Annotated in this window: 20 protein-coding genes and 1 riboswitch; of the genes, 8 read left to right on the forward strand and 12 right to left on the reverse strand. The window is 73.0% G+C overall.

The window, feature by feature from the left end:
• Positions 1-33 precede the first annotated feature (33 nt).
• Complete coding sequence (locus OJ962_RS03185; protein ID WP_202955366.1) at positions 34-420, forward strand: PPOX class F420-dependent oxidoreductase; 387 nt, start codon at positions 34-36, stop codon at positions 418-420.
• On the opposite strand, the gene OJ962_RS03190 is transcribed toward OJ962_RS03185, so the two are convergent.
• Genes OJ962_RS03190 through OJ962_RS03210 form a run of 5 tightly spaced genes read right to left on the reverse strand, consistent with a single transcriptional unit; the run spans position 421 to position 6,802 of the window.
• Positions 421-1,869 carry an aminobutyraldehyde dehydrogenase gene (locus OJ962_RS03190; RefSeq protein ID WP_202955365.1) on the reverse strand — a complete coding sequence of 483 codons (1,449 nt, stop codon included), beginning with the start codon at positions 1,867-1,869 and terminating at the stop codon, positions 421-423.
• On the reverse strand, positions 1,866-2,747 hold the full coding sequence (locus OJ962_RS03195; protein ID WP_202955364.1) for a dihydrodipicolinate synthase family protein: 882 nt from the start codon (positions 2,745-2,747) through the stop codon (positions 1,866-1,868). Before OJ962_RS03195 ends, OJ962_RS03190 begins: the two co-directional genes overlap by 4 nt.
• Entirely contained in the window at positions 2,740-4,053 is a 1,314-nt protein-coding gene (locus tag OJ962_RS03200; RefSeq protein WP_202955363.1) for a protoporphyrinogen/coproporphyrinogen oxidase, read from the reverse strand. Before OJ962_RS03200 ends, OJ962_RS03195 begins: the two co-directional genes overlap by 8 nt.
• Positions 4,050-5,486: a CoA-acylating methylmalonate-semialdehyde dehydrogenase gene (locus OJ962_RS03205; protein ID WP_202955362.1), complete on the reverse strand. Its 1,437-nt coding sequence runs from the start codon at positions 5,484-5,486 to the stop codon at positions 4,050-4,052. The genes OJ962_RS03200 and OJ962_RS03205 overlap by 4 nt, the downstream gene beginning before the upstream one ends.
• Positions 5,486-6,802, reverse strand: a complete 1,317-nt coding sequence (locus OJ962_RS03210; RefSeq protein WP_202955361.1) for an aminotransferase class III-fold pyridoxal phosphate-dependent enzyme — start codon at positions 6,800-6,802, stop codon at positions 5,486-5,488. Before OJ962_RS03210 ends, OJ962_RS03205 begins: the two co-directional genes overlap by 1 nt.
• Positions 6,803-6,848: 46 nt before the next feature.
• Between OJ962_RS03210 and OJ962_RS03215 the strand changes: the two genes are divergently transcribed.
• Positions 6,849-7,790 (forward strand): LysR family transcriptional regulator, encoded by a 942-nt coding sequence (locus OJ962_RS03215; RefSeq protein WP_202955360.1) that lies wholly within the window; start codon positions 6,849-6,851, stop codon positions 7,788-7,790.
• Here OJ962_RS03215 and OJ962_RS03220 read toward each other — a convergent pair.
• The gene (locus tag OJ962_RS03220; RefSeq protein WP_202955359.1) at positions 7,787-9,034 is read right to left on the reverse strand and encodes a branched-chain amino acid ABC transporter substrate-binding protein; all 1,248 of its coding nucleotides are present in this window, start codon (positions 9,032-9,034) and stop codon (positions 7,787-7,789) included. The genes OJ962_RS03215 and OJ962_RS03220 overlap by 4 nt on opposite strands.
• Positions 9,035-9,151: 117 nt before the next feature.
• Between OJ962_RS03220 and OJ962_RS03225 the strand changes: the two genes are divergently transcribed.
• The 3 genes from OJ962_RS03225 (at position 9,152) to OJ962_RS03235 (ending at position 12,140) form a co-directional block, all read left to right on the forward strand.
• Positions 9,152-10,054, forward strand: a complete 903-nt coding sequence (locus tag OJ962_RS03225; protein ID WP_238931881.1) for a LysR family transcriptional regulator — start codon at positions 9,152-9,154, stop codon at positions 10,052-10,054.
• A gap of 99 nt (positions 10,055-10,153) precedes the next feature.
• Positions 10,154-11,581 (forward strand): calcium-binding protein, encoded by a 1,428-nt coding sequence (locus OJ962_RS03230; RefSeq protein WP_202955357.1) that lies wholly within the window; start codon positions 10,154-10,156, stop codon positions 11,579-11,581.
• Between the two features lie 16 nt (positions 11,582-11,597).
• Positions 11,598-12,140 (forward strand): YceI family protein, encoded by a 543-nt coding sequence (locus tag OJ962_RS03235; RefSeq protein ID WP_202955356.1) that lies wholly within the window; start codon positions 11,598-11,600, stop codon positions 12,138-12,140.
• On the opposite strand, the gene OJ962_RS03240 is transcribed toward OJ962_RS03235, so the two are convergent.
• A complete protein-coding gene (locus OJ962_RS03240) occupies positions 12,133-12,666 on the reverse strand; it encodes an RNA polymerase sigma factor (RefSeq protein ID WP_202955355.1) in 534 nt (177 codons plus the stop codon). The genes OJ962_RS03235 and OJ962_RS03240 overlap by 8 nt on opposite strands.
• A gap of 79 nt (positions 12,667-12,745) precedes the next feature.
• On the opposite strand from OJ962_RS03240, the gene OJ962_RS03245 reads away from it, so the two are divergent.
• The 3 genes from OJ962_RS03245 to OJ962_RS03255 are packed head-to-tail and all read left to right on the forward strand — an operon-like array spanning position 12,746 to position 15,071.
• The gene (locus OJ962_RS03245) at positions 12,746-13,438 is read left to right on the forward strand and encodes a response regulator transcription factor (protein ID WP_202955354.1); all 693 of its coding nucleotides are present in this window, start codon (positions 12,746-12,748) and stop codon (positions 13,436-13,438) included.
• The gene (locus OJ962_RS03250; RefSeq protein ID WP_202955353.1) at positions 13,408-14,589 is read left to right on the forward strand and encodes a sensor histidine kinase; all 1,182 of its coding nucleotides are present in this window, start codon (positions 13,408-13,410) and stop codon (positions 14,587-14,589) included. The genes OJ962_RS03245 and OJ962_RS03250 overlap by 31 nt, the downstream gene beginning before the upstream one ends.
• Complete coding sequence (locus tag OJ962_RS03255) at positions 14,586-15,071, forward strand: TlpA family protein disulfide reductase (RefSeq protein ID WP_202955352.1); 486 nt, start codon at positions 14,586-14,588, stop codon at positions 15,069-15,071. Before OJ962_RS03250 ends, OJ962_RS03255 begins: the two co-directional genes overlap by 4 nt.
• Here OJ962_RS03255 and OJ962_RS03260 read toward each other — a convergent pair whose 3' ends face one another.
• From OJ962_RS03260 to OJ962_RS03280, 5 genes are all read right to left on the reverse strand, one after another.
• Positions 15,072-15,800 carry an SDR family NAD(P)-dependent oxidoreductase gene (locus OJ962_RS03260; RefSeq protein WP_202955351.1) on the reverse strand — a complete coding sequence of 243 codons (729 nt, stop codon included), beginning with the start codon at positions 15,798-15,800 and terminating at the stop codon, positions 15,072-15,074. It lies immediately after the preceding gene.
• Between the two features lie 85 nt (positions 15,801-15,885).
• Positions 15,886-16,329 carry a VOC family protein gene (locus OJ962_RS03265; protein ID WP_202955350.1) on the reverse strand — a complete coding sequence of 148 codons (444 nt, stop codon included), beginning with the start codon at positions 16,327-16,329 and terminating at the stop codon, positions 15,886-15,888.
• Between the two features lie 2 nt (positions 16,330-16,331).
• Positions 16,332-16,649 carry a DMT family transporter gene (locus OJ962_RS03270; RefSeq protein ID WP_202955349.1) on the reverse strand — a complete coding sequence of 106 codons (318 nt, stop codon included), beginning with the start codon at positions 16,647-16,649 and terminating at the stop codon, positions 16,332-16,334.
• A 30-nt stretch (positions 16,650-16,679) separates the two neighbouring features.
• Positions 16,680-16,740: riboswitch (guanidine-III (ykkC-III) riboswitch) on the reverse strand.
• Positions 16,731-18,947 carry an aminotransferase class III-fold pyridoxal phosphate-dependent enzyme gene (locus tag OJ962_RS03275; protein WP_202955348.1) on the reverse strand — a complete coding sequence of 739 codons (2,217 nt, stop codon included), beginning with the start codon at positions 18,945-18,947 and terminating at the stop codon, positions 16,731-16,733. Its footprint overlaps the riboswitch before it by 10 nt.
• 10 nt (positions 18,948-18,957) lie before the next feature.
• A complete protein-coding gene (locus tag OJ962_RS03280; RefSeq protein WP_202955347.1) occupies positions 18,958-19,827 on the reverse strand; it encodes a hypothetical protein in 870 nt (289 codons plus the stop codon).
• Positions 19,828-19,964: the final 137 nt, after the last annotated feature.

A 19,964-nucleotide genomic window follows, 5' to 3' on the forward strand; every position in this document is an offset into this window, starting at 1 on the left:
ATGAGTTCCGGCCCGGGGGGTCGTTGTAGGGGCATGATCTCCGACGACCTCCGCGCCCTGCTGGACGCCACCAACGTCGCCCACGTCGCCACCGTGCTGCCCGACGGCGGGCCGCACACCGTGCCGGTCTGGGTCGGCACGGACGGCGACCACGTGGTGTTCCTCACCGGCCCCGGCTCCCGCAAGGCGCGTAACCTGGCGGGCGACGAGCGCGTGGCGCTGTCGCTGACCGCGGCCCACAACCCGTTCCACATGGCCTATCTGCGCGGCCACGTCGCCGAGCGCGTCGAGGGCGATGAGGCGTGGACGATCATCGACCGCCTCTCGCACAAGTACCTCGGCGGCCCGTACCCGCGCGACGAGGAGCGCGTGGTCTTCCGCGTCGCGGTCGACCACGCGCGAGCCGGCTCGTTCGGGTGATCAGTCGAGGCTGATCATCGCGTGCTTGATGCGCGTGTAGTCGTCGAGCGCGTAGGTCGACAGGTCCTTGCCGTAGCCGGACTCCTTGAAGCCGCCGTGCGGCATCTCGGACAGGAACGGCAGGTGGTCGTTGACCCACACGCAGCCGAAGTCGAGCGCGCGCACGCCGTTGAGCGCCTTGCCGACGTCGCGCGTCCAGATCGAGGCGGCGAGGCCGTACGGGACGTCGTTGGCGAAGCGGATCGCCTCGTCCTCGTCCGCGACGCGCTGGACGGTGACGACCGGCCCGAAGATCTCCTGCTGGACGATCTCCGCGTCCTGGCCGACGCCGGTGACGACGGTCGGCTCCACGAAGTACCCGCCGTCGCGGCCGGTGGAGCCGCCGAGCAGGAGGTTGGCCCCGCCGTCGACGGCACGGTCGAGGAAGCCGAGCACGCGCTGCTGCTGGGCGGCGCTGACGACCGGGCCCATCTCGATGGCGTCGCCCTCGGCGGGATCGCCCACCGTGAGGGAGGCGGCCGCGGGCACGAGCGCCTCGAGCAGCGCGTCGTAGATCGAGGGTGTGGCCAGCACGCGGGCCGCGGCCGTGCAGTCCTGCCCCGAGTTGCAGAAGCTCGCGACGCGCAGGCCGGCCGCGACCTTGGCCGGGTCGGCGTCGTCAAGCACCACGACCGGCGCCTTGCCGCCGAGCTCGAGGTGCACGCGCTTGAGGCTGTCCGCCGCCGCCTTTGCGATCCACTTGCCGGTGGGCACGCTGCCGGTGAGCGAGACGAGCGCGACGTCGCGGTGGGTGACGATGCCGCGGCCCACCGGATCGCCCTCGCCCGTGATGACGTTGAGCACGCCGGGCGGGAAGATCTCCGCGGCCAGCTCGGCCAGCTTCAACGTGCTGAGCGGCGTGATCTCCGACGGCTTGAGGACGACCACGTTGCCGGTCGCGAGCGCGGGCGCGATCTTCCAGATCGCCATCATCAGCGGGTAGTTCCACGGCGCGATCTGGCCGACGATGCCGACCGGCTCGCGGCGGATGAACGACGTGTGCGTGGGGCTGTACTCGCCCGCTGCGGGAGCATTCTGAACGCGCGCGGCGCCCGCGAAGAAGCGCAGCTCGTCGCTGCAGATCGGCAGCTCCTCGTCCGCGAGCGAGCGCGGCTTGCCGACGTTGGCGATCTCCAGCGCGGCGAGCTCGCCAGCGTGGCGGTCGACGGCGTCGGCGAGCGCGAGGAGCGCCTCCTGACGCTGGGCGGGCGTCGTGTCGCGCCAGCCGATGCGCGCGTTGCGGGCGGCGGCCATCGCACGCTCGACGTCGGCTTCGGTGCCCTCGGGCACGCGCCCGATGACGTCGCCGTTGGCGGGGTTGAGGATCTCGCGGGTGGCGCCGTCGACCGCGTCGACCAGCTCGCCGCCCACGAGGTTGCGGAGCTCGTGCACCGCGACGAGGCTACTCATCGAACCGACGAAACCGTCGCGGCCTCGATGGCGGCCGCGAGGCGCACCCGGTCGGCGTCCTCGAGCTCCAGCAGCGGCCCGCGCACCGGCCCGGTGGTGAAGCCTGTGAGGCGCGCGCCCGCCTTCACGCCCGCGGTGTAGGCCACGCTCTCGAGCACGTCGCAGACCGCCCAGAGGCGTGCCCACAGCTCGCGCGCGGCGGGCAGGTCGATGTCGTCGATGAGCAGGCGGTGCAGCTCGACGCACTGTTCCGGCAGCACGGACGCGGTGCCCCACACGACCGCCTCCACGCCCGCGGCCAGCGCATGGAACGTGTGCGTGTCGAAGCCGTTGAGCAGCGTCGGGCCGTCGCCGTGGATCAGCGCCTGCGCGTACGTCGCGTCGCCGCCGGTGTCCTTCAGACACGTGACGCCGGGGAGCTCGGCGAGCTGCTCGGCGGTGAGCGTGGTGCCCGAGACGCCGGGCATGTTGTAGTACATGACCGGGATCGAGATCGCGTCCGCGACGGCCTGGAAATGTGCCTTCAGCTCGCGCCAGGACGGGGCGTCGTAGAAGGGCGGGATGATCATCACCGCGGCCGCGCCGGCCTGCTCGGCGTGCACGCTCAGCTCGACCGTCTCGCGCGTCGAGAGCGCCGCCGTGCCGGCGACGACGGGCACGTGCCCATCGGCGGCCTTCACGACCGTCTCGACGAGCAGCCTGCGCTCGGCGTTGGTGAGCGTCGTGAACTCGCCGGTGCTGCCGCCCGGCACGAGGCCGCCGACGCCGGCCGCGATCAGGCGTTCGACGTTGGCCGTCAGCGCCTCGGTGTCGATCGCGGACCCGTCTTCGGTGAAGGGCGTGAGCAGCGCAGGCAGGACCCCGTGAAAGTCAGACATTGACGGCCTCTCGGATTCGTGAATCGACTCGTTCGGCCGCGGCGAGCCCGGTCTGGGCGGCGGCCTCCATCGTGCCCAGCTCGGCGAAGTAGTCGCCGGCCAGGTGCAGGTTCTCGTGGGTGCCGAGCGCGCCCTCCAGCGCGGGCTGCAGCGCGCCGCGGCCCGGGCTCGCGTACACGTTGCCCAGCTCCCAGCGCTGGACGGTCGCGTTCGCGATGACCCCGCGCGTCTGCGGGTACATCGCGTGGAGGTCGGCGAGGAAGCGCTCGACGATCACCTCGTCGCTCTCGCGCATCAGCGCCGCGGCCTGCTGCGCGCCGGTGAAGAGCATCAGGCTGCCCCCCGGCGTGCGCGGGCCGACGCGCAGCGCGTGCGCCTGGTTGGTGAACATGTCGAACACGCGGCCGGGCGTGGCGATCGCGTAGACGCCGTCGTAGGGCATCGCGGTCGTCTCGCGCGTCTCGACCGCGACGCTCAGGAACGCGCCGTAGGTGAGCTTGGCCAGCGCGTCCGCGGCCTGCGGCGCGACCGGGCCGACGAGCGGGGACGCGTACGGCGCGTTGGCGGCCATGATCACGTGGCGCGCGCGGACCTCCTCGCCGTTCACGCTCACCGCCAGCTCGTCGCCGTCGGCCCGCACCGCCTCGACCCGGGCGTGGGTGCGGGCACGGTCCCCCAGCTCGCGGCCCATCGCCGCGGGCAGCTGCCCCGTCCCGCCGCGCAGGTTGCGCGCGATCAGTGAGCCCTTGCCCGCCCACACGAGCGCGAACAGGCCGATCCCGGCACCCGCCGCGAGCTCGTCCAGCTCGCCCGTCGCGCGGTGCGCGGCGCAGGAGAAAATGGCGTGCACCTTCGGCGGCAGCGGCCCGAGGAAGTCCGCGAACGAACGGTCGTTCTCGAAGTCGTAGCGGTTGGCGGCGGCGTGGTAGCGGCGGACGGCGAGCTGGACCTTCACGCCGGCGCGGGCGAACGCGATCCGCTCGCGCACCGACAGCGGCAGCCGGAACGGATACGACTCCACGCGCCCGCCGTCGAGGATCGCGTCGCCGACGGCGAGCCCCATCATCCCGCCGGTGACGGGCACGGTCTCCAGCTCGCACTCGGCCGTGATCCGGTCGACGAGCGTCCCGGGCGCCGGGAACAGGTGCGCGCCGTAGTTGAGCCAGTAGTCGCCGCGCTCGTCGGAGCGCATGCGGCCGCCGAGCCGGTCGCCGGCCTCCAGCAGCAGCACGTCACGGTGACGCAGGTGCCATGCGGCCGACAGCCCCGCGATCCCGCCCCCGACGATGACGACGTCGCGCGTCATCGCGCCGTCGGGAAGTTGAGATGGGCGCGCTCCGGCGCGTCGGGCCAGCGCGTCGTGATCGCCTTGGCTCGCGTGTAGAACCGGACGCCCTCCGGGCCGTGGATGTGGTGGTCGCCGAACAGCGAGTCCTTCCACCCGCCGAAGCTGTAGAACGCCATCGGGACCGGGATCGGCACGTTGACGCCGATCATGCCGACCTGGACGCGGCGCTGGAACGTGCGCGCGGCCTGGCCGCTCGCGGTGAAGATCGCCGTCCCGTTGGCGAACGGGTTGGCGTTGATCAGGTCGATCGCCGCGTCGAGCGTCTCCACGCGCAGGACCGCCAGCACCGGGCCGAAGATCTCGTCCGTATAGGCCTCCATCTCCGGCGTGACGTCGTCGAGCAGCGTCGGGCCGACGAAGAACCCGTCGCCTTCGTGGCCGCGGCCGTCGACGACGACGGTCGCGTCGGTGCGGTCGATGTAGCCGACGATGCGGTCGCGCGCTGCCGCGGTGATGACGGGGCCCATCTCGGAGTCCGGGTCCAGACCGGGGCCGACCCTGATCGCCAGCGCCTTCTCACGCAGCGTCTCGACCAGCTGGTCGGCGACGTCGCCCACGGCCACCGCGACGCTGATCGCCATGCAGCGCTGGCCGGCGGACCCGTAGCCCGCGGCGATCAGCTGGTCGGCGGCGAACTCGAGGTCGGCGTCCGGCAGCACCACGGCATGGTTCTTCGCGCCGCCGAGCGCCTGCACGCGCTTGCCGTTCTCGCTCGCGCGCTGGTGGATGGAGCGGGCGATCGGCGTGGAGCCGACGAAGCTGATCGCCGCCACGTCCGGGTGATCGAGCAGCGCGTCGACCGCGACCTTGTCGCCGTGCACGACGTTGAACACGCCGTCCGGGAGGCCGGCTTCGGCGTACAGCTCGGCGATGCGGTCGCTCACGGAGGGATCGCGCTCGGACGGCTTGAGCACGAACGTGTTGCCGGTCGCGATCGCGATCGGGTGCATCCACAGCGGCACCATGATCGGGAAGTTGAACGGCGTGATCCCCGCGCACACGCCGAGCGGCTGGCGGATCGAGTGCAGGTCGACGCCGGTGGAGACCTGGTCGGAGAACTCGCCCTTGGTCAGCTCGGCGATCCCGCACGCGTACTCCACGACCTCCATGCCGCGCACGACCTCGCCGCGCGCGTCGTCGAGCGTCTTGCCGTGCTCGGAGGAGATGATCCGCGCGAGCTCGTCGGTGTGCTGGTCCAGCAGCGCGCGGAACTTGAACATCACGCGCGCGCGGCGCGTGACCGACACGTCGCTCCAGTGCTCGAACGCGCGCTTGGCCTTCGCCACGGCGGCATCCACATCCGCCGGCCCGGCCAGCACGAGCTCTCGCTGCACCTCGCCCGTCGCCGGGTCGTACACCGGCGCCGTGCGCACTCCAAGGTCGACAAGCATCACGCCACTCCCGCGGTCATATGGTCTCCGGCCTCGACCAGCACCGCACCGAGCCGGTCGACGATCTCATCCAGCAGCGCCGCGTCGCTGATCAGCGGCGGCGCGATCTGCAGCACGCTGTCGCCGCGGTCGTCGGCGCGCGCGATCAGCCCGGCCTCGCGCAGCCGCCGTGGCAGGAAGCCGCGCAGCAGCTCGTCGCGCTCGGCCTGGTCGAAGCGCGTGTCGGCCTCGTCGCGCACGAGCTCGATCGCCCAGAAGAAGCCGGCGCCGCGCGTGTCGCCGACGATCGGCAACTCCCGCAGCGTGGCCAGCTCGGCCTCCAGGTGCGGCTCCAGCGCGCGCACGTTCTCGAGCACGCCGTCGCGCTCGAAGATGTCGATGTTCGTGAGCGCGATCGCGGCGCAGAGCGGATGGCCGCCGAACGTGATGCCGTGGCGGAAGACGCCCAGCGGCGCGACGTGCTCGCGCACGACGACGGCACCCATCGGCGCATACGCGGACGTCAGGCCCTTGGCCAGCGAGACGAGGTCCGGCACGACGCCCTCGCGCTGCACGCCGAACCACTCACCGAGCCGGCCGCAGCCCGTGATGACCTCGTCGGCCATCAGCAGCGCGCCGTAACGGTCGGCCAGCTCACGCAGGCCCCTCCAGTAGCCGTCCGGCGCGACCAGGCAGCCGCCCGAGTTCTGCACGGGCTCCGCGATGATCAGCGCCACCTCGTCGGGGCCGGCGGCGAGGATCGCGTCCTCGACCTCACGCAGCAGCCGCGCGCAGAACGTCGCCGGGTCACCGGTGTCCCGGAACGCGTTGGTGTTGGCCACGTGCGTGACGTCGATCGGCGCGCGCCCGAACGGCGCCTTGAAGCGGTCGACGCCGGTGAAGGAGAGCGCGCCGAGCGTCACGCCGTGGTAGGCGCGGTCGCGCGCGATCGCCTTCGTGCGTTGCGGCTGGCCGTTCGCAACGTGGTACTCGCGGGCGAGCTTCCACGCCGCCTCGACCGCCTCCGAGCCACCGCTGGTGAAGAACACCTGGTTCAGGTCCCCCGGCGCGAGGTCGGCGAGCCGCTCGGCCAGCTCCAGCGCCGCCGGGTGCGCCGTGCCCCAGTTCGTATTGAACGCGAGCGTCGTCAGCTGACGCGTGGCCGCGGCGGCCATCTCCTCGCCGTAGCTGTAGCCGATCTGTGCGCAGAACAGGCTCGACAGCGCGTCGATGTAGCGCCGGCCGTCGGTGTCGAAGACGTACGGGCCCTCACCGCGCTCGAGCACGAGCAACTCGTCGACCGCCGACTTGGAGAAGTGCAGGAGCAGGTGGCTCATGCCGGCATCTTCGAGCGCGCTGGACACCGAAGGTAGGGTTGCTTGCTTGGAGCAGTCAAAGGCAGAGCTTTTGTCGCTGCAGCAGATCCGCTGCTTCTGCGCCGCGCTCGAGCTCGGCTCCTTCACCGCCGCCGCCGAGGCGCTGCGCGTGTCCCAGCCGGCTGTGGCCGAGCAGATCCGCAAGCTCGAGCAGGCGCTGGGCACGAACCTGTTCGTGCGCGCCGGCCGCGGCGTCGTCGCCACCGAGGCGGGCCGCGCGTTCGCCGAGCACGCGGCGCGCAGCCTGCGCGCGGTGGAAGACGCGGCCGACAGCGTCAGCGAGCTCAACGCGCTGCGGACCGGGACGGTCGAGCTGGGCGTGTTCGGCGGCCCGCAGGCGTGGCGCTTCGACGAGCTCGTGGTGGAGTTCCTGCGCCGGCACCCGAACGTGTCGGTGCGGCTGATCGGCCAGAACTCGTCCGTGCTCGCCGACCGCATCCGGCGCGGCGAGCTCGAGGCCGGCGTGATCGTGCTGCCGATCGACGACGAGAAGCTGGAGGTGCGCCCGATCGTGCGCGACGAGGTCGTCTACGTGAGCGCGGACCCCGAGCGCACGCGTGGACCGGCGACGATCGAGCGCCTGGCGGCGACGCCGCTGATCTTCTACGACGCCGAGTCCGCCGACAGCGACCCGATCCGCCGCCAGCTCGCCGAGCGGGCGCAGTCGCAGGGCCTGCGGCTCGCGCCCAAGGTCGAGGTCGAGCTCAAGGACATCGCGCTGCGGCTGGTCGCCGACGGCATCGGCGACACCTACCTGCCGAGCGCGTTCGTTCACGCGCCGTACTTCCCCGCCGGCCTGCACACGGCGTCGTTCGCTCCGGCGCTGTACGACACGTTCGCGATCGTGACGCGCGCGGGAGCCCGGCTCTCACCGGGCGTCCGCGAGCTGCTGGCGGCGGTCGAGGCGCACATGCGCGCCGTCGCCGCCGCCTTTGACCGCGCCCGCTAGCTGGCCGCGGGCTTGACCGTCTGGTCGAACTTCAGGGCGCCGTCCTGGACGGTGTAGGCGCCGTAGTCGGCGAGCGAGGTGTCACCGTTCTCGTTGATCGAGTAGGTGCCGAGGACGCTCTCGCGATTCTTGGTGGCGAAGATCGCCTCCAGGATGTCCGCGCGCTCGCCGGTCTTGGAGCGCTCGATGGCGTCCAGCGCGAGCGACATCGCCTCGTAGCCGTAGATCGCGTACGGGTCCGCGGTCTTGCCGAACTTGGCCTTGTAGGTCTTGAAGAACTCCTGGCCGGCCGGCGGGTACGCGTCGGGTGACAGCGTCGGCACCGTGCACTTGAACTGCGGCGCCAGCGAAGCGGGGATGCCGCCTTCCTCCTCGCTCGCGAACAGCCCGTCGCAGATGCCGTCCGGGCCGTAGAGCTTGCCGTCCAGGCCGAGCGCGGCGGCGAAGTCCTTGAACTGCTGGACCGCGTTGTTGGCCGTGATGCCGGAGTAGACGTAGCAGTCGGCGCCGTCGCTCTTGGCCCGGGTGGCGAGGCCGCGGTAGTTGGAGGCGTTCTTGTCGATCGCGTCGTTGGCGGTCAGCGTCAGGCCCTGCGCCTTCGCGGCCATCTCGATCACGCGCGCGAGGCCGGCGCCGTAGACCTCCTTGTCGTTGGTCATCGCGACCTTCGTGCAGCCGTCCTCCTTCATCAGCGTCACCAGCGCCGAGCCCTGCTTGACGTCGAGGGGCGCCACGCGGGCGTACGTGCGCGCGCCGGTCGGGTAGTACTTGCCCGGCTCACCGGGCTCGGAGCCCGGCTCGTCCGACGTGAGGCCGACGTACGTGTTCGCGGGCGAGATCATCGGGATGCCCGCCTCGTTGAGGATCGGGATCGAGACCTTCGCCGCGCCCGAGTTGAGCGTGCCGAGGTAGACCGCGGTCGCGTCATCCTGCGCGGCCTTGAGCGCGTTGGCCGACTCGGCCTCCGGCGTCCACGCGCCGGCCTGCGCGGTCGAGTCGTCCAGCGACTCGTACTCGATCGTGTGCGGGCCCGCCTTGCCGCCGGCCTGCTCGAGCGCGAGCGTCGCGCCGTCCACGATCGCCTCCGCCTGCGTGCGCGACGCGCCCTGCAGCGGCACCGACGAATAGATCTTGAGGGTCTTCCCCTCGCTGGACGACTGCGCCGCCTCGCCGCCGGGCTCGTCGCTGCCGCAGGCAGCGACGCCCAGCGCCAAAGCGGCCGCCAGCACCTTCACCGAACGCATGGTTCCTCCTCGCTCTAGGAGCGCCCATGGTCGGCTGGATGACGATCCCGGGCTAGAGCCAGTTGCTTGGGGGGCCCGAAAGCAGCGCCTGTGGCCGGTACGCTGCCGAGCCCTGAGATGACGCCGGACCTTCGCCAGCTGCGCTACTTCCTCGCGGTCGCGGAGGAGCTCAACTTCACGCGCGCGGCCGCGCGCCTGCACATCGCCCAGCCGCCGCTGAGCGCCGCCATCCGGCAGCTGGAGGAGCAGCTCGGCGTGACGCTGCTGCACCGCTCGAGCCGGCAGGTGGAGCTGACCGCCGCGGGCGCGCTGCTGCTCGAGCGCGGGCGCGAGCTGCTCTCGCACGCCGAGGCGGTGTTCGCCGAGGTGCGCGAGCTCGAGAGCGCACCGACCGGCAAGTTGACGCTGGGTGTCGCGCCGACGGCGCGCTTCGAGCTCGCGCCCGCGGTCCTCGCCGCGTGCGCGACGCGCGCGCCGGGCGTGATGCTCTACCCGCGCGAGGACACCACCGGCGCGCTGCTGCACGACCTGCGCGCGGGCCGGCTCGACCTCGTCCTCGGCTTCTGCGCGGAGGACGATCCGGCGCTCGAGCGCGAGCGGCTGCGCGACGCGCCCGCGGTGCTGCACGTCAACGCCGACCACCCGCTCGCGCAGCGCGCGTCGGTCGCGCTGGGCGAACTGCGCGACGAGCCGATCATCGTCGCCGGCGGCCCCGACTCCCCCGGCTATACGGCCGCCGTCGTCCAGCTCTGCCGCGACGCCGGCTTCGAGCCCCGGACCGTGCCCGATCCGTACCCGGACCTCGGTGTGCAGGCGATCCGCGAGGGCTTGGGCGTGGTCGTGTACGCGCGCAGTGCCTTCGCCGAGCAGGTGGAGGGCTCGGCGTTCGTGCCGATCGAGCCGCGGGTGACGCTGCCGTTCGACCTGCTGTGGCGGGCGGACAAGCGGTCGGGCGCGCTCGACGCGGTGCTGCGGGTCGCGCGCGAGGTGCGTGCGGAGCAGGCCTGGGCCGCGCCCTAGAGCCAAAGTATCGCTCCACACGGAAGCGGTATTGGACGCGCGGGCGGCGCTCGCGCACAGTGGAGGAGCAACCCCGTCCCCTCCCCAAGGACCCTTTCCATGTCACACACTCTCAGGCGCCTCGCCGGCGTCCTGTCGCTCCTGGCCGTCTCGATGGCGCTCGGACCGAACCTCGCCCACGCCGGGACGGCCGGCGTGGTCGATCTGCCCTCCGGCGTGCGCGCGCTGCTGTTCGTGGCCGCGCCCGGTGAGACCAACAGCACCGAGCTCTACTACGAGGCCGGCGCGGTCACGGTGACCGACACGCTCGCCGGCGGCGTGGACGCCGGTGACGGCTGCCAGCCGGTGATCACGGCCGGCTCGCGGGACGCGCGCTGCGCGACCGACGGCGTGCAGCTGGCGGTGCTCTCGCTCGGCGATGGAAACGACGTGCAGTCGGTCCCGAACCTCGACCGGGTCCAGCGCGCGTGCCCGCTGCCGCTGCTGATCGACGGCGGCGACGGCAACGACGTGATCGTCACCTGCCGCGACGGCGACACCGTCGCGCAGCTGGGGACCGGCAACGACATCCTCTACGTCGGGACGAGCGCGGGCGTCGAGGCCGACCTCGGCCCCGGTGACGACCGCGTGGGCACGTTCAACGGCGCCACCTTCGGGCCGGGCACCTACAGCGGCGGCCCGGGCGACGACCTGCTGCTCGGCACGCCCGCGCGCGAGACGTTCAACGGGGGCGACGGCACCGACCGCGTCGAGTTCCCGCACAACCGCGTCGACGCGAACCTGGACGGCCAACCCGGCGACTCGCCCGAGGGCGACCACGTGGGCGCCGACGTCGAAGTGCTCGCGGCGTCCGTCGCGGGCTCGGTCCTCACCGGCAACGACGGCCCGAACGCACTGCTCTCCGGCGGCGCCGCCGTCACCCTGCGCGGCCTTGGTGGCGACGACACGCTGATCGGCTCCGACTACGGCGAGACGCTCGAGGGCGGCCCCGGCCGCGACCGTCTCACCGGCGGCTTCGGCGACGACGTGCTCGACCCGGGCCCCGGAACCGACACGGTCGACGCCGACCGCCAGGCCGACGACGGGTTCGCCGCCGGCAACGACACGATCACCGCGCGCGACGGCGAGCTCGACCAGATCGGCTGTGGCATCGGCGCGGACGTCGCCGTGCTGGATTCCAACGATGTGGCCGACGCGTGCGAGTCGGTCGATCGGGCCACGTCGGGCAACGGCTCAGCACCGCCGAACGCCGAGCCCGCGCTGGCGAAGGCCACGGTCAAGATCCTGCGCGCCTCGCGCCGCTCCGGCCTGCGCGTGCGCGTCACCACGCCCACGGCGGTGAAGGTGCAGCTCGTCGCCCGCCACAAGGGCCGCATCGTCGCCCGCGGCACCGTCAAGACCAAACCCGGGCGCGCCGTCACCGCGGCTCTGCGGCTGAAGAAGACGCTGCCGCGCCGCGCGTCCCTGCAACTCACCGTCACCGCGCCCGGGCTCGCCCCGCGCACCGTCAAGACCACCCTCCGCTAACCGAAAGGCCTCAGCCATGTCCACCGCTCCCACCCTCGCCCGCACGTTCGCCGGCGACCGTGACCACTCGTCGTTCGGCTTCGCCGTCAAGCACATGAGCATCAACACGTTCCGCGGGACGTTCGCCGACGTCGAGGCCACCGTCACCCAGCACGACGATGGCGCGCTCGTCGTCGTCGGCAGCGCGGCCGTCGAGTCGATCAGCGTCACCTCGCCCGCCGACCTGCGCACCCACCTGCTCGGACCCGACTTCTTCGACGCCGTCCAGCACCCGCGGATCGCGTTCGCGTCCGCACCCGCCCAGCCCGCCGTCGACGGCACGATCGCGCTGCCGGGCGAGCTGACGATCCGCAACGTCACCCGTCCCATCACCGCCACTGGCACCTGGTCCGGTGTCGTCGAGGACCCGTTCGGCGCCACCCGCGCGGCGCTCGCCCTGCGCGCCGTGATCGACCGCCGCGACTATGGGATGACCTGGAACCTGCCGCTCCCGCGCGGCGGCGACGCCCTCGGCACCGACGTCGAGATCGTCGTCGCGCTCGAGCTCGTCGCTAGCTGAGCTCCAGCCGCAACCGGCGCAGCGCGAGGCGCGTGCGGCCCTTCACGGTGCCGAGCGCGACACACAGCCGCGCGGCGATCTCGCGCTGCGTCAACTCCTCGCCGTAGGCGAGCACGATCACCTCGCGCTGCTCGGCGGGCAAGGCAGCGATCGCGCCCCGCAACCGCGCACGCTCCTCGCGCGCCGTGACGACCTCGTCGGGCGCGGGCCGCTCGCACACGGCGCCCGTCAGTGGCCGCTCGTCGAGCACGCAGCGGCGCTCGCGTACCGCGGCCTGGCGCACGTGGTCGATGCCGCGGTGGCGCACGATCGTGTGCAGCCACCCGGCCGCGCCGCCGGGCCGCGGCCGGAACGCGGCCGCGTCACGCCACAGTGCGAAGAACGCGTCCTGCAGGACGTCCTCCGGCTCGCGGCACACGCGGCGCGCCGTCGCAGACGCGGCCACCGCGTGCCGGCGGTACAGCTCCGTGAAGGCGCGCTCGTCGCGGACGGCGATCCGGTGCAGCAGTTCCTCGTCCGTGGCCACGGCTCGAACGTAGCCGGGGACGTGATGAACATTCTCTGAACTCGCGTGCACCGCCCTGCAGCGCTGTGACAATGGGCACGTGCACGTTCGCGGGTCCATCCTCGTGGTCGACGACGAGCCGACGATCAGCGAGGTCGTCGCGGCCTACCTGCGCCGGGCGGGCTACGACACGCGCGTGGCGCCCGACGGGGACGCGGCGCTGGCCGCCGTCGCCGAGCGCGCGCCCGACCTGATCGTGCTCGACCTGATGCTGCCGGGCACCGACGGGCTCGAGGTGATGCGCCGGGTGCGCGAGCGCACGGACCGCTCCAGCGCGATCATCCTGCTCACCGCGAAGGGCGGCGAGTCCGACCGCGTCACCGGTCTGCGGCTCGGCGCCGACGACTACGTCGTCAAGCCGTTCTCGCCGGCGGAGCTGGTCGCCCGCGTCGACGCGGTGCTGCGCCGCTTCGACACCGTGCGCCCCGACGAGGCGCCACTGCGCTTCGGCGCGCTGGAGATCGACCCGTCCGCCCGCCAGGTGCGCTGCGACGGCGAACTGGTCGCGCTCACCACGCGCGAGTTCGACCTGCTGGCGTTCCTCGCCCGCCACCCGGGCCGGGCGTTCACGCGCGAGGAGCTGATGGACCACGTGTGGCAGTACGCGTTCTACTCGGACACCTCCACCGTGACCGTGCACATCCGGCGCCTGCGCACGAAGCTGGAGCCGGACCCGGAGCACCCGCGGTGGATCGAGACGGTATGGGGCGTCGGCTACCGCTTCGCGGCCTAGCGCTCGCGCTCGCGCTCTCCCTCGCGCTGCCGGCGGTCGTCTGGCTGGGCTACGACGACGCGCCCGGCGCGTGGGTCACGCTGGAGATCGTCGCGCCGCTGTCGGTCCTCACCGTGCTCGCGGGCGAGTGGATCGCGCGCCGCCGCCCCGGCGGGCTGCGCCGGCAATTCGCGCTCGTGGCGGGCCTCGGAGCACTCGCGCTGGCCGCGGGCGTCGCGCTGTTCGTCTGGCTGATGTTCCTGTCCAGCCACGACGCGGTCCTGACCGTGCTGCTGGCGATCTACGCGGCGGCGCTCGTGCTGTGGGTGACGCACCGGCTGGGTGCGCGCGCGCTGGACGACCTCGACGCGGTGTGCACGACCCTCGCGGCCGTCGGCGAAGGGCGCCGCGACGTGCGGGTCGCGCCGCGCGGGGATGACGAGATCACGCGCGTCGGGCAACAGGTGGACGAGATGATCGTGCGGCTGGACCGCGAGGAGCGGATGCGCCGCGAGCTGTTCGCGGCGGTCTCGCACGACCTGCGCACGCCGATCACGTCACTCGGCCTGCTCGCCACCGCGATCGACGACGCGATCGGGGACGAGGCGACCCGGCGCGAGTACGCGGGCCGGATGAACACGCACGTGCGCCAGCTCGCGGCGCTGATCGACGACCTGTTCGACCTCACGCGGCTGGAGGCGCGCGAGCTCACCTGGACGATGGAGCGCGTCGCCGTCCATGACCTGGTGAGCGACGCGGTGGAGGCGATGCGGCCCGCCGCGGCCGCCGAGGCGGTCGACGTCCACGCCGACCTCAACGGCTCCGTCGCGTGCTCCCACGGCAACCCCGAGCAGCTCAGCCGCGTGCTGTTCAACCTGATACAGAACGCCATTCATCACACGCCGCCGGACGGGAGCGTGACCGTGTTCGTGGAAGACCGCGAGCAGGGCGTCGAGGTCGAGGTCGCCGACACCGGCGCGGGCATCGCGGCCGAGCAGCGCGAGCGCGTGTTCGAGCCGTTCTTCCGCGGCGACGCCTCCCGCCGGTCGCCCGGTGCCGGGCTCGGGCTGGCGATCTCGCGCGCCATCGTGGAGGCCCACGGCGGCTCGATCTGGCTCGAAGACGCTACGGTCGGCACACGGGTCCGCTTCCGGCTCCCGGCACAGCCATGAGACGCCTGCTCGCCGCCCTCGCCTTCGCCGCCATCGTCGCGACCGCCCTGATCGTGACCCTGCGCGGCGGCGACGAGCCGGGCGTCGTGCCCGCGCTCGCCGTCACCCGCATGGACGGGGACGGCGAGTACCAGCTCTCGCAGCTCGCGGACGCCGAGGCGCCGACGCTGCTGTGGTTCTGGGCCCCGTGGTGCACGGTCTGCAACGGCGAGGCGCCGAAGATCGAGCGGCTCGCCCAGGACGGCCTGTCCGTGGTGGCGATCGGCGGGCGTGACGAGCTCGCCAACGCACCCGCCTTCGTCGAGCGCCACGGCCTCACGACGCCCACCCTCCTGTTCGACGAGACGATGCAGGTGTGGGAGCACTACCGCATCCCCGGCCAGCCGGGCGCGATCCTGCTGGACCGCGACGGCCGCGAGCGCCAGCGCTGGCTCGGCGCGTTCGACCCGCAGCTCGCGCTCGACGCCGCGCGAGCGCTCTGATCAGACCGCCGTGCGCCCGCCGTCGACCGGGAACGTCCCGCCCGTGGCGAAGCTCCCGCGCGCCGACGCCAGGAACACCACCAGCTCGGCGATCTCGCGCGGGTCGGCGACGCGGTTGAGCGGCAACGACGGCGCCCACGCCTCCAGCTCCTCGCGCGTGCCCGCGGCCGTGTAGGTCGGGCCGGGCGCGACGCTGTTCACGCGCACGCCGCGCGGGCTGTACTCGGTCGCCCACGCGCGGGTCATCGACTCCAGCGCGGCCTTGGTCGCGCCGTAGGCGGCCGAGCCGGGCAAGCCGACGCTGCCGGCCATGCTGCCGATGTTGACGATGCTGCCCTCGCCGCGCTCGGCCATCCCCGGCGCGAACGCGGCGACGAGGAAGTACGGGCCGCGCACGTTGGTCGCGAACAGCGCGTCGAAGTCCTCGACGGCGAGCGCCTCGGTCGGGCCCCACAACGCGAGTCCGGCGTTGTTGACGAGGACGTCGACCGCGCCGACGGCCTCGACGAGCGCCCGGATGCCGTCCGGGTCGCTGACGTCGGCGGCGACGAAGCGCGCGCTGCCGCCGGCGTCGGCGATCTCGGCGACGACGTCCTCGCCGCGCTCGTGGCTGCGGCCGACCGCGATCACGTCCGCGCCGGCAGCGGCGAGCCGGACGGCGACCGCGCGCCCGATGCCGGAGGTGGCGCCGGTGACGAGCGCGGTCCGTCCTGAGAGATCTTCGTTCATGGCGGCGCGAAGCTACCGGCGGCCCGGCGCCGTGTCTGTACGCAATTGGTGTGCCCGCCTCCTCCGCGAGGACGACGCCCGTGCACTAGTCCTCGGTGACCGCGGCGACCCACAGATGGCCGTCAGGATCCGCGAACAGCGCCTCGAACCCCCACGGCTGCCGCTCGGGCGCGCGCACGACGGTCGCGCCGGCCGCCTGCGCCCGCTCCACCGTTTCGCGTACGGCGTCCTCGCTGTCGCGGCCGAGCTGCAGCAGGCACTCGACGACCCGCTCGCCGGCGACCTCGTGGCCTTCGCCGAGCACCCAGTTGAAGCCGCCGGTGGGGACGAGGACGAGCCGCAGCCCGGCGTTGACGACCAGCATCAGCGGCTCGGGCAGGCCGTCGTCGGCCAACGGCCCGACGGCCTCCAGCCCGAGGCCCTGCGTGTAGAAGTCATGCGCGCGGCGGCGATCGGCGATCGGCAGCGCCACCGCCGCGGACGGGTAGTCGGACATGCGGCTGAGACCGCCGGGCGCTCCGGAACTCATCGCTACTCGTGGCTCAGCGCCAGCCACACGATCCCGACCGCGATCAGTGCGATCGGGAGGATCCGGCCGAGGACGGCCGCCTCGCCGAGGAAGACCATGCCGGCGATCGCGGCGCCGACGGCGCCGATGCCGGTCCACACGGCGTAGCCCGTGCCGACGGGCAGCTCACGCAGGGCCAGCGCGAGCAGGACCATGCTCGCGACGATCGCGACGCCGAAGACCAGCGTCGGGCCGAGCTTCGAGAAGCCGTCGGACTCCTTGAGCGCGAGCGCCCACACGGTTTCCAGCAGACCGGCGACGACGAGGAGAATCCAGGCCATCGGTACGCACCTCCATGACGAGTGAAAGGGTGCGCGTCGTCTTGGCTTACCGGGTACGGCGCGCGTCTCGTCCGGGTGGCTTCACCCTAGCGCGCGGCTCAGCGCCTCGGCGAGCTGTGTGACGTGGGTCTCCTCGAACGCCAGCGGCGGGCGGATCTTGAGCGTGTTGCCGTCGCGGCCGGTGGTGCCGACGAGCACGCCGAGCTCGCGCATGCGGTCGCGCACCGCGCGGGCGTCGGGCAGGTCGACACCCCACGCGAGCCCGACGCCGCGCACGTCGGCCGGCGCCACCGCGCGCAGCGCCTCACCGAGCGCGGCGCCCGTGCGCCGCACGCGCTCGAGCACCCGCTCGTCCTCGATCACGTCGAGCACGGCCAGCGCGGCCGCGGCGCTCACCGGGTTGCCGCCGAACGTGCTGAACAGCGTCGCGCGGCCGACCAGCGCCTCGACGATCGCGCGGCGTGTGATGACCGCCGCGACCGGATGGCCGTTGCCCATCGGCTTGCCGAGCGTGACGAAGTCCGGGACGACCCCGAAGCGCTCGAAGCACCACAGCGCCTCGCCGGTGCGGCCGTGGCCGGACTGGACCTCGTCGGCGATCCACAGCCCGCCGGCGGCGCGGGTCGCGTCCACCCAGCCCCGCACGGTCGCGGGATCGAGCTCCGCGATGCCGTCGCTGGTGACGATCCCGTCGAGGATGGCGGCCGCCGGCGGCGTGTCGAGCCGGGCGACGGCGGCGCTGAACGCGCCGGCGTCGAACGGGTCCCAGGTCTCGACGTGGGCCGGCTTGGGCTCGTCGAACCAGCCCTCGGGAGACAGGGCGGCGATCGCCTCGGTGATGCCGTGGTAGGCGAACGTCGTGCACAGCCCGCCCCGGTTGCCGGTCGCCATGGTCGCCATCCGCCACGCGAGGTCGTTGGCCTCCGAGCCCGAGTTGACCAGCATCACCGTGTCCAGCTCGGGCGGGCACGTCGCGGTCAGCCGCTCCGCGAGCTCGATCGCGTTCGGGTGCAGGTAGCGCGTGTGCGTGTTGACCAGCGCGCTCTGGCGCGCGACCGCGGCCGTCACGCGCGGGTGCGCGTGCCCCACGCACGGCACGTTGTTGTACGCGTCCAGCAGCGCGCGGCCCTCGGTGTCATGGAGCCAGACGCCCTCGGCGTGGGAGACCTCGATCGGCGACGCGTAGAACAGCGGGTCGATCGCCGGCCCGAACGCCGCCGCCCGGCGCGCGGCCAGCGACGGGTCCGGGCGGCGCGCGCCGGCCGCACCGAGCGCCCGCGCGACGCCGTCCCACCCGTACGCCTCCAGGCTCTCGATCGTCCGCAGCGCGATCGCGTTGTAGCGCTCGGCGAACGCCGCCTCCTCGAGCCCCTGCGCCACCCGCCAGGAGCTGATCGCGACCGTCACCGCGGCCCGCGCGGCCCACGCCACGCCGAGCACCTCCAGCTCGAGCTCCTCCAGCCACACCCGCCGCTGGTAGCCGTCGAGCACGAGCCGCGCCGCGCGCAGCAGCTCGTCCCCGTCGCGCCCGCCGCACACGGAGTCCAGCACCGACGCCAGGTCGCTCACGAGCGCCGAGTGGCTCATGTCCCCGAAGTCGATGACCCCCGTGATCCGCCCGTGCTCGTCGGTGAGCGTGTTGTCGACGGTCAGGTCGGTGTGGACGACCTGCGCCCGTAGCCGCGGCCACGCCGGCGCCACGCGCACCGCGAACGCGTCCAGCACCCGTTCCACGCACGCGCGCGCGTGAGCGTCACGGATGTCGCCGAGCAGCTCGCGCGCGGCGAGCGCGTGCTGGACGTCCCACGCCATCGTCCGCGTCGCGCACGGGTGCGTGAACGCCCGCAGCGCTTGCCCGAGCCGCGCCGTCGTCTCGCCCCATCCCGCCAGCGCCGCGTCCGACAGCGCGCGGGCCTCGATCCGGCTGCTGCCGGGCAGCACGTCATAGAGCCGCACCCAGTGCTCGCCCCAGCGCGCCCGCAGCGCCGCCGGATCGTCCCCCGGGCGCGCTGTGCCCGGATCACCGCCCGCGACCGGCCGCCACGGCAGCGCGACGCGCAGCTCCGGATCGACCGCGGTCACGTGCAGCGCCGCGGCCGCCTCCATGTCTAGCACGTCCGGATCCTCGGCCGCGTTGGAGACCTTCAGGATCGCCTCGGAGCCGAGCCGGAACGTGCGGTCGCGCTCGCTACCGAGGTCGCGGGCCTCCGGCGCGCGCACGCCGAACAGCGCCGCGCCGATCTCGATCGCGTCCTCGGCGGTGAGGCGCGGCGTCGCGCCGGTCAGCACGGGGTCCACGCACAGCAGGCTACGCGAGGCGCGCCATCATCGCCCCGAACTCGGCGCTCGGCGCGAACTCGATGCCCGCGTCGGTGATGCGCGCGTCCAGGCGCTCGAGCCGGCCCTCCCGCAGCCAGTACAGGTGCGGGCTGATCGAGCCCGGGCCCTCCTGCTCCATCCGCCGCGCCAGGTCCAGCATCACGCCGAGCGAGCCGACCATCGACATGGCGCGGATGGGATGCGCGAGCACGGTGTGCCGGTTGGGAACGGCGACGAGCGTCCCGTGCTCTGAACCCGGCGGGTCGAACTCGTCGGCCCACAGCGCGTGCGTGGCGGTGAAGTGCGAGGCGCCCGTGAGCGCGAACAGCTCCACGACGTCGTCGCCCACGGGGATCTCGTGGCGCTCGAGCTCCAGCTCCTCCTCCGCACGCGCGTTCTCGATCGCCTCCGCGAACAGGTCGTCGGGCTCCCCGCGCGCGAACACCTCGTCGCGGTGCGGCGTCGCCACCCGGTCGGGCTGGTCCCAGCTCAGCACGAGCTGGAGGTCCTCCGCCACGCGCCGCGTCACGCGGTCGTCCGGGAGGCGCGCCAAGTAGCCGTCGTCGATCAGCCGCGCCTTCGGGATGCCTTCGAGCTCCTCCGGGATGTCCGACGTGATCGCGAAGTGGCGCGCGACGATGTCCGGCCACAGCGCCAACGGCTCGCCGTGGCACATCTGTGCGAGGTTGCCGAGGCCGTAGCGCGCCTTGCCGTAGGTCAGCTGCCCGTCGTGGATGCTGCCGCTGATCCCGCGCGGCGTGATCTCCGCCCGCACAACCCGTTCGAACTCACGCCACTCGGCTTCACTGAAGTACAAGGCCCAGTCGGGCGGCCCGGAGCGGCGGCGCTTGAAGAGCATGCCGGACAAATATCCGATGTCCGAGGGGGATAAGCCATCTGACGCTCGGCGGGCAAAAGCCTTGACGGTCGCGAACTTATCTGACAGCCTTTGGCCGCGTTTCAGCAAGCTTGAGCACGATGCTCGTACCGTCGCCC

Origin of the sequence: Solirubrobacter deserti (assembly GCF_027587175.1) — a bacterium.
Classification (GTDB): domain Bacteria; phylum Actinomycetota; class Thermoleophilia; order Solirubrobacterales; family Solirubrobacteraceae; genus Solirubrobacter; species Solirubrobacter deserti.

Coding starts and splice junctions, on each gene's coding strand:
- OJ962_RS03220 (WP_202955359.1), bottom strand. CDS start 9,034: ATGCGTTCGGTGAAGGTGCTGGCGGCCGCTTTGGCGCTGGGCGTCGCT.
- OJ962_RS03225 (WP_238931881.1), top strand. CDS start 9,152: ATGACGCCGGACCTTCGCCAGCTGCGCTACTTCCTCGCGGTCGCGGAG.
- OJ962_RS03280 (WP_202955347.1), bottom strand. CDS start 19,827: ATGCTCTTCAAGCGCCGCCGCTCCGGGCCGCCCGACTGGGCCTTGTAC.
- OJ962_RS03185 (WP_202955366.1), top strand. CDS start 34: ATGATCTCCGACGACCTCCGCGCCCTGCTGGACGCCACCAACGTCGCC.
- OJ962_RS03250 (WP_202955353.1), top strand. CDS start 13,408: ATGGGGCGTCGGCTACCGCTTCGCGGCCTAGCGCTCGCGCTCGCGCTC.
- OJ962_RS03235 (WP_202955356.1), top strand. CDS start 11,598: ATGTCCACCGCTCCCACCCTCGCCCGCACGTTCGCCGGCGACCGTGAC.
- OJ962_RS03230 (WP_202955357.1), top strand. CDS start 10,154: ATGTCACACACTCTCAGGCGCCTCGCCGGCGTCCTGTCGCTCCTGGCC.
- OJ962_RS03270 (WP_202955349.1), bottom strand. CDS start 16,649: ATGGCCTGGATTCTCCTCGTCGTCGCCGGTCTGCTGGAAACCGTGTGG.
- OJ962_RS03210 (WP_202955361.1), bottom strand. CDS start 6,802: ATGAGCCACCTGCTCCTGCACTTCTCCAAGTCGGCGGTCGACGAGTTG.
- OJ962_RS03200 (WP_202955363.1), bottom strand. CDS start 4,053: ATGACGCGCGACGTCGTCATCGTCGGGGGCGGGATCGCGGGGCTGTCG.
- OJ962_RS03205 (WP_202955362.1), bottom strand. CDS start 5,486: ATGCTTGTCGACCTTGGAGTGCGCACGGCGCCGGTGTACGACCCGGCG.
- OJ962_RS03265 (WP_202955350.1), bottom strand. CDS start 16,329: ATGAGTTCCGGAGCGCCCGGCGGTCTCAGCCGCATGTCCGACTACCCG.
- OJ962_RS03190 (WP_202955365.1), bottom strand. CDS start 1,869: ATGAGTAGCCTCGTCGCGGTGCACGAGCTCCGCAACCTCGTGGGCGGC.
- OJ962_RS03260 (WP_202955351.1), bottom strand. CDS start 15,800: ATGAACGAAGATCTCTCAGGACGGACCGCGCTCGTCACCGGCGCCACC.
- OJ962_RS03255 (WP_202955352.1), top strand. CDS start 14,586: ATGAGACGCCTGCTCGCCGCCCTCGCCTTCGCCGCCATCGTCGCGACC.
- OJ962_RS03195 (WP_202955364.1), bottom strand. CDS start 2,747: ATGTCTGACTTTCACGGGGTCCTGCCTGCGCTGCTCACGCCCTTCACC.